This is a genomic window from Comamonas sp. MYb69, assembly GCF_037479315.1.
Taxonomy (GTDB): Bacteria; Pseudomonadota; Gammaproteobacteria; order Burkholderiales; family Burkholderiaceae_C; genus Comamonas.
Genome location: NZ_JBBGZG010000014.1, coordinates 60247 through 72785, shown reverse-complemented (window position 1 = coordinate 72785; position 12539 = coordinate 60247). Strand labels below are relative to the sequence as shown.

The window sequence follows — 12539 nt, the reverse complement described above, 5'->3', positions numbered from 1 at the left end:
CACAAGCGCATGACCGCACTCCTCCCCCGTCCATGGACTAGCGCATGGCTGCCCCTTCCTTTTCGCTGAGCCGCACGCAACTGCGCTGGCTGGAATGGCTGGCGCTGTCTGCGCTGCTGCTGGGCCTGGTGGCCTGGGCCAGTCTGCGCGAGCAGCCCCGCGTCATCAACACCTTTGTGCAGGACATCACCGGCTGGCTCAGCGCGCCTGCGCCGCGCGACGACATCGTTATCGTCGCCATTGACGATGCCAGCTTGCAAAGCGTGGGGCGCTGGCCCTGGCGCCGCTCCGTGCATGCGCAGCTGATTGCGCGCATTGCCGCCCAGCACCCCAAGGCCTTGGGCGTGGACGTGCTGTTCAGCGAACCCGATCTGCAGCACCCCGACGACGATGCCCAGCTGGCCCAGGCGATTGCCCAGGCTGGCAATGTGGTGCTGCCGGTGGACTGGCGCATGGCCAATGTGGACATTGGCGCCGAGCTGCCGCTGGCCAGCCTGCGCACGGCGGCGCGCCAGCTCGGCCATGTGAATGTGACTGTCGACGACGACGGCGTGATACGCCGCTATTTTGGCGCGCAGGGTGAGAACACCGGGCCCTGGCCCCACTTCAGCATTGCGATGCTCTGCGCCAGCGGCCAGAGCCATCCGCTGTGCCAGGGCACCCGCCCGCCCGAGCCCGGCGAGCAGTGGGAGCAGCGCTCGCCCGAGATCTTCAACTTTGCCCGTGGTGACCGGCCCTACACCATGTACTCGGCCGAGGATGTGCTGACGGGCCGCATTCCCGCAGACAGCTTTGGCGGCAAGTATGTGCTGCTGGGAGCGACGGCTTCCGGCCTGGGCGATTACTTTGCCAGCCCGGCGCGGCCCGCATCCCGGCACATCGCGGGGGTGGAGCTGATTGCCCATGCGCTGGATTCGCAGCTGTCGGGCCAGCATGTGCATGCGGTATCGCTGCCGGGCAATATGGCCGTCAACCTGGCCGCCATTGTGCTGGCCTTGTTGGCCATTGCGATGCTGGGCCCGATGGCGGGCCTGCTGGCGCAAGCCGTGGTCGCTGCCGGCCTGCTGGCGCTGTGCCTGGGGCTGCGCAGCTTTGCCGGCCTGCAGCTGGCGCCCGGGGCGGCGCTGGTGGGGCTCTTGGCGATCTACCCGATCTGGAGCTGGCGGCGCCTGAGTGCTGCGGCCCAATTTTTGCAGCAGGAGATGCACAACCTGCGCGCCGCGCTGGACACCACCAGCGCCCCGCAGCGCAGCGGCATGCTAATGGATGATTTTCTGGAGCGGCGCATCAAGGCGGTGGAGACCGCTACCGACACCCTGCGCCAGATGCACGGCTTTGTGCGCGATACGCTGCGCCAGATCCCCTCGCCCACCTTTGTGGTGGACCCGCTGGGCATGGTCAGCCTGCACAATGCCGCCGCCGTCAGCTACCTGCAAAACCTCGGCATGCCCAGCCAGGGCCTGATCGCGATCCAGTCGGCACTGGGCGGCATGCGCGTCAAGGATTCGGGCCAGGTGCTGTCCTTTGCCAATGCCGAGCAGCTGCGCGCGCTGCCGGCCGAATGCGAGGTACTGGACCGCGAGGACCACCGCTGGCTGCTGCTGGCCGAGGCCTTTCGCGCGCCCGCGCCTGCGGGCTGGCTGCTGATGCTGGTGGACCTGACCGAGCTGCACAAGGCCCAGCAGCAGCGCGACCAGGCGCTGCGCTTTATCTCGCATGATTTCCGCTCGCCCCAGTCCTCGATCATCACCTTGCTGGAGATGTACAAGGAGTTTCCCGGCCAGATGAGCGAGGCCGAGTTGCACCAGAAGATCAACCGCCTGGCCCACCAATCGCTGGAGATGGCCGAGAGCTTTGTGCAGCTGGCCTCGGCCCAGTCGCAGGCCATGCAGCGCCATGTGCTCAGCCTCGATGTGCTGCTGCAAGAGGCGGTGGACGATTGCTGGGCCAAGGCCTCGGAGAAAAAGATCCAGGTGCGCTACCTGCCCGGGGAGCTGGAGGCGGCCGAGACCGATATCGCCTGCGTGGGCGACCGCTCCTTGCTACAGCGCTGCTTTGTCAACCTGCTCAGCAACGCCATCAAGTACAGCCCCAGCGGCACCGCCGTCGAGGCCAGCATCGCCGACGATGCCGCGTACTGGCGGGTGGAGGTGCGCGACCAGGGCTTTGGCATGACGCAGGAGCAGCTGGACAGGCTGTTCCAGCCCTTCCAGCGCTTTCACCACAACAGCCAGCCGCAGATCTCGGGCATTGGCCTGGGCCTGAGCTTTGTGCAGACCGTGGTGCTGCGCCACCAGGGCTTTGTCAACGTGACCAGCGGGGTCAACGCCGGCTCCTGCTTCAGCCTGCATTTACCGAAAGCGCCAGGCACGCAGCAGGAGCTGCCCGCCGCCTAACGCGGCGCTCAGTGCAGCTCTTTGCCCTTCAGCTCGGGAATCAGCCACACGGTGGCCAGCGCATCGAGCACATAGATGGCGGCCAACAGGCCAATCGCCATCTGGAACGAGTACTGCGCCGCGATCGCACCAATCACCACCGGGCCTGCCCCGCCCACGGCGCGGCCAATGTTGAACAGCACATTCTGCGCGGTGGCGCGTGCTTCTGTCGGGTAGGCCTCGCTCATCAGCGCGCCAAAGCCGCCCATCATGCCGTTGACGAACATGCCCATCACGGCACCCGCCCAGAGCATGGTGATGGGGTCGTTGAGCTGCGAGTAGAACAACACCATCAGTGCGGCGCCGGCCTGGAACAGCAAAAAGCTGGGCTTGCGGCCGATGCGGTCGGCCAGCTGGCCAAAGATCCAGATGCCGGCCATCATGCCCAGGATGGTAACCGCCGTCCACAGCGCGGACTTGGTCAGGTTGAAGCCCAGCTTGTTGGCCAGAAAGGCGGGCATCCAGATCATGATGCCGTAGTAGCCAAAGTTCTGCACCGAGGTGAGCACGGCAATGCCGACGCTGATGCGGGTGGTGGCGCGGTCCTTGACCAGCAGCTTGAAGCACTGCAGCACGGACTGCTTTTTCTCCTGGCTGCGCACAAACACCTCGGGCTCATGCAGGCGGTTGCGGATGAACCAGGCCACAAAGGCGGGGATCACCCCCACCAGGAACATGCCGCGCCAGCCGATATGGGGCAGCAGCAAGGGCGTGAGCAAGGCCGCGCCCAGCACGCCCACCTGCCAGCCCAGCGCCACATAGGACGAGACCCGTGCCCGGTAGCGCGCAGGCCAGGCCTCGGCCGCCAGCGCCATGCCGATGCCGAACTCGCCCCCCAGGCCAATGCCGGCAATCGTGCGGTAGATCAGCAGGTCCCAGTAGCCCTGCGCAAACGCGCACAGCCCGGTGAACACCGCAAACAGCACGATGGTCCAGGTCAGCACGCGGATGCGGCCATAGCGGTCGCTGAGCATGCCAAACACAATGCCGCCCAACACCGCGCCGATCAGGGTCCAGGTGACCAGGGAGCCGGCCTGGGCCGTGGTCAGCCCCAGGTCCTCGCGGATGGCGCTGAGCATGAAGCCCAGGATCAGCAGGTCAAAGCCATCCATGGCATAGCCCACGGCCGAGCCGGCCAGGGCCTTCCAGCCATAGCGGTTGACGGTATCGGACAAGGGAGAGGCAGTGCCTGAAGCGGCAGACCCAACAGCGGAAGAAGACATGACAAGCGCTTTGTAGTAGGTTTTATGACAGCTGCGCGCACAAAAATGCCGCACAGACGGCGGCATGGTTGCTCAGCAGCGGGCGCTATTGTGCGCGATATCTATACGCTCTGCGTAGGGCCTGCGCAGTCCACATATTGACTAGTCGGTAAAAAATGACCGCCTACCATGGAATATTCAAGCCAGGAACAGCTCCTGCAGGTCGCTCAGAAAGTCAAAACCACGCTCTGTGGGGGTGACTTTCTGGAAATCCAGCTTGACGAGGCCCTTGGCCTCGGCCTCGTGCAAGGCCTTGGCGATGGAACTGAGCGGCAGGCCGGTGCGGTCCAGGTAGTCCTGCAGTGCAAAGCCCTCGCGCAGGCGCAGCGCATTGAGCATGAACTCAAACGGCAGATCGGCGCGCTTGACCTCGTCGTCCTGCGCCAGCGCGTTGCCTTGCAGTGCCTGAGCCATGTAGCGGGCCGGGTCGCGCAGCCGCACCTGGCGCACCACGCGGTGGGCAAAGCTCAGCTTGCTGTGGGCGCCCGCGCCAATGCCCAGGTAGTCACCAAACAGCCAGTAGTTGCTGTTGTGCACGCAGGCGTGGCCGGGCTTGGCATAGGCCGAGACCTCGTAGCGCTGCATGCCGGCCTGCGCAGTGCGCGCGGTGATCTGGTCGAGCATCGCATAGGCCACATCGTCCTCGGGAACGGCCGGCGGGTACTTGGCAAAAAAGGTGTTGGGCTCGATGGTCAGGTGGTAGATCGAGATGTGCGGCGGCGCAAAGCCCAGCGCCTTGTCCAGGTCCCGCGCCAGGTCCTGGGTGGTCTGGCCCGGCAGGGCATACATGATGTCGAGGTTTAAGGTCTCGAAGCTGCTGGCCGCCTCTTCGACCGCAGCCATCGCCTGCGCGCCGTTGTGCACGCGGCCAATGGCCTCCAGAAAGCGGTCGTCAAAGCTCTGCACGCCAATCGACAGCCGGGTGATGCCCGCGCCGCGAAAGGCCCGAAAGCGGTCCTTCTCGAAGGTGCCGGGGTTGGCCTCCATCGTGATTTCGCAACCGGCTTCCACACGCAGGCGGGCGCGGATGGCCGAGATCAGCCGGTCAATCGACTCGGGCGAAAACAGGCTGGGCGTGCCGCCACCCAGAAAAATGCTGTGGATGCTGCGGCCCCAGATGAGCGGCAGGGCCTGCTCCAGGTCGGCGATCAGCGCATCGATGTAGCGCTCTTCCGGCACCGCATGGCGGCCGTCGCGCGCTTCGTGCGAATTGAAATCGCAGTAGGGGCATTTCTTGATGCACCAGGGCAGGTGCACATAGAGCGACAGCGGCGGCAGGCTGGGCAGCTGCAAGGTGCCCGGGCGCATGTAGTGCTGGATGTCGCGCTGCACCACCTGTTCAGAAGGCTGCGCCGCTTGCAGCGGAATATGCACCGCCATCTCAGTCCTTGGGGGCAGCGGCCACCATCGGCGCGCCGGCCAGCCAGCTGTCGCGCAGCAGTGCCATCATCTGGCGCGAGGAGCGGCCCCGGTGGCTGTGCGCATGCTTGACCTCGGTGGCCATCTGCGCAAAGGTCATGCCCAGCGCCGGAATCAGCAGCACCGGGTCAAAGCCAAAGCCACCCTCGCCCAGCGGCTCGGTCGTGATCTCGGCGGCCACGCGGCCCACGGCCACCAGCGGCTCCGGGTCCTTGGGGTGGCGCACCGCCACCAGGGTGCTGACCATGGCCGCGCGGCGGTCGGTGACGCCCTGCATTTGCTCGAGCAGCGCGCGCACATTGTTGGCATCGCTTTTGTCGTATCCAAACTGCGTGCAGTAGTAGGCGGTATCCACCCCGGGCAGGCCACCGAAGGCGGCCACGCAGAGGCCGGCGTCATCGGCAATCGCGGGCAGTCCGGTGCGCTCGGCGGCAAAACGGGCCTTGCTCAAGGCGTTTTCCAAGAAGGTGCCATAGGGCTCGGGCGCCTCGCCCTCCATCAACGTGCCTTGGGGCAACAGGCTCACGCCCAGCGGCTCGAACATGGCCTGCAGCTCGGCGAGTTTGCCCTGGTTGTTGGAAGCAAGAACGATTTTCATGGGTCGGCACCAGCGGCTGCGCCAGGATCCCCGGGCAGCCCGCTGCTTTTTTGAGAACGGTAAAAACAGGCCTGGCGGCCTTGCGCCGCCATGCCAGGACAGGCTGAATTATCGGACCAGCGACAAAACGCAGTGCATGCCGGGCTTATGCGGCCGGAGCGTCGGGCTTGGGCGGGGCCTGATGACCAGCCTCAGGCTCTGGCGCTGGCGGCAAGGTGTCGCTCACCGGGTCTTCGGATTCAAAGCGCTCGGCACCGGGCATCTCCCACTCCATCGCCACGGCCGTGACGTTGTCGCTGGTCGCCCCCGCCTTGCGCAGCGCGGCATCGATCAGATCGGGGATGGCGCGCGAGACCGACTTGTTGGCCAGCTCGCGGGCAATCACGGTCTCGGAGACGCTGCTCCAGAGGCCGTCGGAGCACAGCATGATGCGGTCGCTGCGGTGCATCTCGGTGGGGCCGGCCACATCGAAGAACGGACGCGAGGGGCTGCCCAGGCAGGTGAACAGCACATTGCGGTTGAAGCGATCGGGGTTGATGCTGGTCACGCCCGAGCCGCGCAGCTCCATATAGGAGTGGTCACGCGTGCGCGCCAGCACCTTGCCGCTGCGCACCAGGTAGAGGCGCGAGTCGCCGCAATGCACCCACCAGATATTGCCATCCTGCACCACCGAGGCCACCAAGGTGGTGCGGGGCGGGTCATCCATATTGTTGGCAATCGCGTACTTGAGGATGTTGTGGTGCGCAGACAGCAGCGCGTTCTCGAGGAACTCGGCCGGGTCTTCCAGCTTGGGGCGCGCGAGGCGCTGAAAATCCAGCGACACGGTCTGCAAGGCCAGTTGCGCGGCCACCTCCCCTTCCGGATGCCCTCCCATGCCATCGGCCACGACAAACAGACAGGCTTCCTTGGTATAGCTATACCCCATCCTGTCTTCGTTTTTTTCCCGCCCGCCCTTGCGGCTGAGCTGGAAGACCGAGAACTTCATTTGGTTTGGCCTCCGCCCACGCGCTTTTTGGTATCGCTGACCAGCGAATCAATCGACATACGAACCTTCTCGGAGACGCTCAGTTTGGTATAGCGGCGCTCGTCTTCGCGCGCCAGCTCTTTTTGTAATAGGAACACCGATTGGGGCCGGGCCTGGGGATCGAGCGCCATGCACCACTCCACCAGCTCGATCAGGTTGTCCGAGTACACGCCGCGCACCTTGGACATGGCCAGGCTCAGGCGGTCCTTTTCCTGGCGCTTGGGCGCATCGTTGGGCGGAATGCCCTGCATGCAGGCATAGATGCAGGCGCCAATGGCATAGATGTCGGTCCAGGGGCCCAGCGACATGTCGCGGCGGTACATCTCGGGCGCGGCAAAGCCGGGCGTGTACATGGGGCGGACAAAGTTGCCCTCCTTGCTCAGCACCTCGCGGGCAGCGCCAAAGTCGATCATCACCGCCTTGTTGTCGTCGGTGATGAAGATGTTGGCCGGCTTGATATCGAGGTGCAGCATCTTGTGCTGGTGCACGATGCGCAGACCGCGCAGCACCTCGTCGAACAGCGAGCGGATCGTCGACTCGCGGAAGACCTTGGCTTCCTTGAGATCGCGGGCGGTGACGACGAAATCCTGCAAGGTGGCCCCTTGCAGGTAGTTCATCACCATGTAGACGGTGTCGTTTTCGCGGAAGAAGTTGTAGACGCTGACGACCGAGGAGTGCGAGATCTGGGCGAGCGCGCGGCCCTCTTCAAAGAAACTCTTGAGGCCCAGGCGGTACAGCGACAGCTTGTCGGGCTCGATGCTTGGCGACAGCGACCCTGGCGCACGCGTGGCCAGGCTGGACGGCAAATACTCCTTGATGGCGACCTGCTGGCCATCGGGCGCCAGCGCCAGATAGACCACCCCGAACCCCCCCGCCGATATGCGCCGCACGATCCGGTAGCCACCGATGACGGTATTGGCTGGTAGCGGCGCTGGCTTTACTTTTGACATAGTTTGATGAACAACGCAGGTATATGAGAAGCCTGATAATGAGCGCGATTGCAAGCAACCTCATACAGTCCTATGCCAGTTTACAGCATGACAGGCTATGCCTCTGTCCAGCAAAGCATCCCACCTGACGGTGACAACAATGCTCCCTCCCTCTGGCGCGTCGGACTGGAAATTCGCTCGGTTAACAGCCGTTTTCTCGATTTATCTTTCAAGCTTCCGGAAGATCTCAGAAGCTGCGAACCACAGTTACGCTCTCTGGTAGATAATAGTCTGAAGCGTGGCAAGGTGGAAGTACGTGTACTGATCAACAGTGAACAGGCTTCCAGCGTGCCCGTCGCCTCGCCCCGCCTGCTCCAGCAGCTGGGCAGCTTCCAGGACACCGTCAAGGCCTGGATGCCTACGGCCCAGCCTTTCACTGTGGCAGAAGTACTACGCCTGAGCGGCAGCGGCAGCATCGAGCTGCCCGAGAACTGGGCCGACAATGTGGCCGCGCTGTGCCAGCAAGCCCTCAAGACCCTGCTCGACGCCCGCCAACGCGAAGGCAAGCGCCTGGCCGATATGCTGCAAGACCGCATCAAGCAGCTGCGCCAACTGGCCGAACAGGCCGAGCCGCTGATCCCCGAGCTGGTCAAGCAGCAAAAGCAGCGCTTTTTGGAGCGCTGGCAAGAAGCGATGGCGCTGAGCGCCGGCAGCGTCTCGCCAGAAGCCGCCCAGGACCGCGCGCTGACCGAGGCGACCTCCTTTGCGATCCGCATCGATGTGGCCGAAGAACTCACCCGCCTGCGCTCGCACCTGGAAGAAATCAGCCGCCTGCTCACCAAGGGTGGCGACATCGGCAAGCGCCTGGACTTCCTGATCCAGGAGCTGCACCGCGAGGCCAACACCTTGGGCTCCAAGTCCGCAGCGCTGGATCTGACCCGCATCAGCGTGGACATGAAGGTCCTGATCGAACAGATGCGCGAGCAGGTGCAGAACATCGAATAAGAAGAAGCCAAACCATGGAATACCCCGGAAACCTCTTTGTCGTCTCGGCCCCCAGCGGTGCGGGCAAGTCGTCGCTCGTCAAGGCGCTGCTCGAGCTCGACTCCCAAGTCTTTCGCTCGATCTCCCACACCACGCGCTCGCCGCGTGGCCAGGAAAAGCATGGGCGCGAGTACTACTTCGCCTCGCGCGATGACTTCGAGCGCATGATTGCCTCCAACGCGTTTGTCGAATGGGCGAATGTGCATGGCAACCTCTACGGCACCTCGAAGAAAGCGATTGAGGAGCGCCTGGCCAAGGGCACCGATATCGTGCTGGAGATCGACTACCAGGGCGCTTTGCAGATCAAGCAAAGCTTTCCCCATGCGGTACTGATCTTCATCCTGCCGCCCAGCTGGGAAGAGCTGCGCTCGCGTCTGGAAAACCGCGGCGAAGACGCCTCCGACGTCATCGAGAAGCGCCTCAAGAACGCCCGCGACGAGATGGCCCAGGTCCACAAATTCGACTTCGTTATAATTAACGAATTGTTCGAGCGCGCTTTGTTCGATTTGAAGGCCGTTGTACATTCACAACGCTTGCGCTATTCGGCCCAAAGACGCGTTCGCAGCGAAATATTCTCGTCACTCGACATCCCTGTTACCCTGGAGAACTCCTGATGGCCCGCATCACCGTTGAAGACTGCCTCGACAAAATCCCTAACCGCTTCCAACTGGTTCTGGCCGCTACCTACCGCGCCCGCATGCTGAGCCAAGGCCACACGCCCAAAATCGAAAGCCGCAACAAGCCGGCCGTGACCGCGCTGCGCGAAATCGCTGCTGGCAAGGTGGGCCTGGAAATGCTGAAAAAAGTACCCGGCTAAGCCCCTGCGTATGCAACAAAATGGCACCGAATGGCGGTGCCATTTTTCTTGGTATTCACACAAATTTGTCATCGCACGCTACAGTTAAGGCGTGAAGTCCGTGTCCATCCCCTCCGCACCCGCCCAAGTCTCTGGCGTCATCGCTACCGCCGCAGCCAAGCCTGCCATGTCGTATCCGGTAGTGGTGAGTGCCTACGCCGAATTTCTGGAGAAGCTCGACTACCTCGGTGAAGCAGATCTGGCCCTGGTGGAAGAAGCTTTCGAGTTTGCCGCCACGGCCCACACCGGCCAGTTCCGCAGCAGTGGTGACCCCTACATCACCCACCCGATTGCGGTTGCCGAGATCTGCGCGAGCTGGAAGCTCGATGCCCAGGCGCTGATGGCCGCGCTGATGCATGACGCGATGGAAGACTGCGGCGTCACCCGCGATGACATTGCCCGCCAGTTTGGCGACACGGTGGCCGAACTGGTCGATGGCCTCACCAAGCTGGACAAGCTGCAGTTCAACTCGCGCGAAGAGAACCAGGCCGAGTCGTTCCGCAAGATGCTGCTGGCCATGGCGCGCGATGTGCGCGTCATCCTCGTCAAGCTGGCTGACCGCACCCACAACATGCGCACCATGTCCGACATGCCGCGCAGCAAATGGGGCCGCATCTCAACCGAGACCATGGAAATCCATGTGCCCATCGCCAACCGGCTGGGCATCAACCGCGTCTACCGCGAGCTGCAGGACCTGGCCTTCAAGCACCTCTACCCCTGGCGCCATGACACGCTGGTCAAGGCGCTGGGCCGCTCGCGCAACCGGCGCAAGGACGTGGTCCAGAAGATCCATGCCGAGGTCGATTCGGCCTTTGCCAAGTCCGGCATCAAGATCCGCCTGGGCAACCAGGAAAAAACGCTCTACGCCATCTACAAGAAGATGGATGGCAAGCGCCTGTCGTTTGCGCAGGTGACCGACTCCTACGCCGTGCGCGTCATCGTGCCCAACCTGATCGACTGCTACACCGCGCTGGGCGTGCTGCACCAGGTGTTCCGCCCGGTGCCCTCCAAATTCCGCGACTACATCGCCAACCCCAAGTCGAACGGCTACCAGTCGCTGCACACCACCTTGGTCGGCCCCTCGGGTGTGAGCATGGATTTCCAGATCCGCACCGAAGACATGAACCTGGTCGACGAGTACGGCGTGCTCACGCACTGGATGATCCAGGCGCGGGCCATGCCCAATGGCGAGCAACTGGGCAACAAATGGGTGCAGTCGCTGCTCGACATCCAGGACGAGACACATGACGCCCATGAGTTCTGGGACAACGTGCGCGTGGACCTGTTCCCCGACTCGGTCTATGTGTTCACGCCCAAGAACCAGATGCTCACCTTGCCCCGGGGCGCGACCGTGCTGGACTTTGCCTACGCGATCCACTCCAATGTCGGCGAGCGCACGCAAGGCGCGCGCATCAACAACGAGCAGGTGCCGCTCAGCACCGTGCTCAAGAGCGGCGATGTGATCGAGATCTCGACCTCGCCCGATGCCGCGCCCCACCCGTCCTGGCTCACGATCGTGCGCACCGGCCGGGCCAAGTCCAAGATCCGCTACTACCTCAAGACCCAGGGCCAGAACGAGACCGCTGCGCTGGGCGAGCGCCTGCTGTTGCAGGCAATGCGGGCCGAAGGCATCTCGCAGCTGCCCGAAGACAAGGCCGTCTGGGACCGCCTGCTCACCCGCCTCGAAGCGCGCAACAAGGTGGAGCTGTTCAACGACATCGGCCAGGGCAAGCGCATTGCCGTGTTTGCCGCCAAGCAGGTGGTGGACCTGCTGGCCGAGCAAGGCCAGCGGCCGGATGCCGTGCTGCTGAGCCAGGAGCGCTTCAAGACCGGCGCCAGCACCGCCACGGCGGCGCTCGTGCTCGACGGCTCGCCCAATGCCGCCGTCAAATACGCCAAATGCTGCCGCCCCGTGCCGGGCGATCCGATTGCCGCCCACCTGGACCGCAACGCCGGCCTGGTTGTGCACAACGCCCAGTGCGCCGTCTGCAAGCGCCTGCTGGCCAAGGATGCCGAGCATTTTGTTGATGTGGAATGGGCCGACGAACCCGCCAACGAGTTCGACACCGGCGTCGTCGTCACCATCAACAACGGCAAGGGTGTGCTGGGCAAGATTGCTGCCGAGATTGCTGCGATGGGCTCGGACATCACCCACATCACGATGGACGACGAAGTGGCCATGGACACGATGGCGCTGCGCTTTGTGCTGACCGTCAAGGACCGTGCCCAGGTCGAGCTGCTGCTGCGCCAGCTGGTCAAGCTGCCCTATGTGATCCGCGCGCACCGGGTGCTGCCGGTCGCCTGAACGCCATCCGATAGCGATCGGGACAGTCCCCAAACCACAGCGCGCCTTAAAGGCGCGCTTGTGTTTTGAGAGCGGGCTATTTCAAGAGGTCCCCAGCTCCGGGTACTGTACATCCAGCACCTCCAGCACCCGCACCCCGCCCGGCGTGGGCAGCTGCACCTCATCGCCAATGCGGGACTTGAGCAGCGCCCGCGCAATCGGGGCCACCCAGCTGACCTGGCCCCGGCTGGCATCGGCCTCGTCAATGCCCATGATGGTGATCGACTCCTCGCTGCCATGCTGGTCGCAGTACAGCACCGTCGCCCCAAAATACACCTGGTCGCTGCCGTGGTGCACGCCCGGGTCCACCACCTCGGCCGCCTCCATGCGCTTGGTCAGAAAGCGGATGCGCCGGTCAATCTCGCGCAAGCGCTTCTTGCCATACAGGTAGTCGCCATTTTCCGAGCGGTCGCCATTGCTGGCGGCCCAGTGCACCACTTCCACCACCTTGGGCCGCTCGTCATCGATCAACTGCAGCAGCTCCTGCTCCAGCGCGCGGTAGCCGCCAGGCGTGATGTAGTTCTTGCCGCCAGCAATCTTGGGCAGCTGCGGCAGATCGTCATCGTCGTCGTTGTCTGTCTCTTTGGTAAAGGCCTTGTTCATCCTGCTATTTAAACAAAGATTGGCG

The 12539-nt window shown here is 63.8% G+C and carries 11 protein-coding genes; 5 read left to right on the top strand and 6 right to left on the bottom strand.

Translation table 11 applies throughout. The annotated features are described in order from the left end of the window. Nucleotides 1-44: 44 nt before the first annotated feature. On the top strand, nt 45-2396 hold the full coding sequence (locus WH303_RS18490) for a CHASE2 domain-containing protein (protein ID WP_339520248.1): 2352 nt from the start codon (nt 45-47) through the stop codon (nt 2394-2396). Nucleotides 2397-2404: 8 nt separating this feature from the next. On the opposite strand, the gene WH303_RS18485 is transcribed toward WH303_RS18490, so the two are convergent. The 5 genes from WH303_RS18485 to WH303_RS18465 form a co-directional block, all read right to left on the bottom strand. Further along, nucleotides 2405-3547, bottom strand: coding sequence for an MFS transporter (locus tag WH303_RS18485; RefSeq protein WP_373604914.1), 1143 nt, complete (start codon nt 3545-3547; stop codon nt 2405-2407). A 288-nt stretch (nt 3548-3835) separates the two neighbouring features. After that, nucleotides 3836-5077 (bottom strand): radical SAM family heme chaperone HemW, encoded by a 1242-nt coding sequence (gene hemW, locus WH303_RS18480; protein WP_339520245.1) that lies wholly within the window; start codon nt 5075-5077, stop codon nt 3836-3838. Nucleotide 5078: 1 nt separating this feature from the next. Then, on the bottom strand, nt 5079-5714 hold the full coding sequence (locus WH303_RS18475) for a non-canonical purine NTP pyrophosphatase (RefSeq protein ID WP_312989664.1): 636 nt from the start codon (nt 5712-5714) through the stop codon (nt 5079-5081). A gap of 145 nt (nt 5715-5859) precedes the next feature. After that, nucleotides 5860-6699: a PP2C family protein-serine/threonine phosphatase gene (locus WH303_RS18470; RefSeq protein ID WP_182343074.1), complete on the bottom strand. Its 840-nt coding sequence runs from the start codon at nt 6697-6699 to the stop codon at nt 5860-5862. After that, nucleotides 6696-7688, bottom strand: a complete 993-nt coding sequence (locus tag WH303_RS18465; RefSeq protein WP_021026330.1) for a serine/threonine protein kinase — start codon at nt 7686-7688, stop codon at nt 6696-6698. The genes WH303_RS18470 and WH303_RS18465 overlap by 4 nt, the downstream gene beginning before the upstream one ends. Before the next feature lie 72 nt (nt 7689-7760). On the opposite strand from WH303_RS18465, the gene WH303_RS18460 reads away from it, so the two are divergent. The 4 genes from WH303_RS18460 to WH303_RS18445 all read left to right on the top strand — a co-directional run bounded on the left by WH303_RS18460 (nt 7761) and on the right by WH303_RS18445 (nt 11872). Next, a complete protein-coding gene (locus WH303_RS18460) occupies nt 7761-8672 on the top strand; it encodes a YicC/YloC family endoribonuclease (protein ID WP_021026331.1) in 912 nt (303 codons plus the stop codon). A gap of 14 nt (nt 8673-8686) precedes the next feature. After that, on the top strand, nt 8687-9325 hold the full coding sequence (gmk, locus tag WH303_RS18455; RefSeq protein ID WP_021026332.1) for a guanylate kinase: 639 nt from the start codon (nt 8687-8689) through the stop codon (nt 9323-9325). Then, nucleotides 9325-9528, top strand: coding sequence for a DNA-directed RNA polymerase subunit omega (gene rpoZ, locus WH303_RS18450; protein ID WP_021026333.1), 204 nt, complete (start codon nt 9325-9327; stop codon nt 9526-9528). Before gmk ends, rpoZ begins: the two co-directional genes overlap by 1 nt. 166 nt (nt 9529-9694) lie before the next feature. After that, entirely contained in the window at nt 9695-11872 is a 2178-nt protein-coding gene (locus tag WH303_RS18445; protein ID WP_084635755.1) for a RelA/SpoT family protein, read from the top strand. 81 nt (nt 11873-11953) lie between these two features. Here WH303_RS18445 and greB read toward each other — a convergent pair whose 3' ends face one another. Continuing rightward, entirely contained in the window at nt 11954-12514 is a 561-nt protein-coding gene (greB, locus tag WH303_RS18440) for a transcription elongation factor GreB (RefSeq protein ID WP_021026335.1), read from the bottom strand. Nucleotides 12515-12539 lie beyond the last annotated feature (25 nt).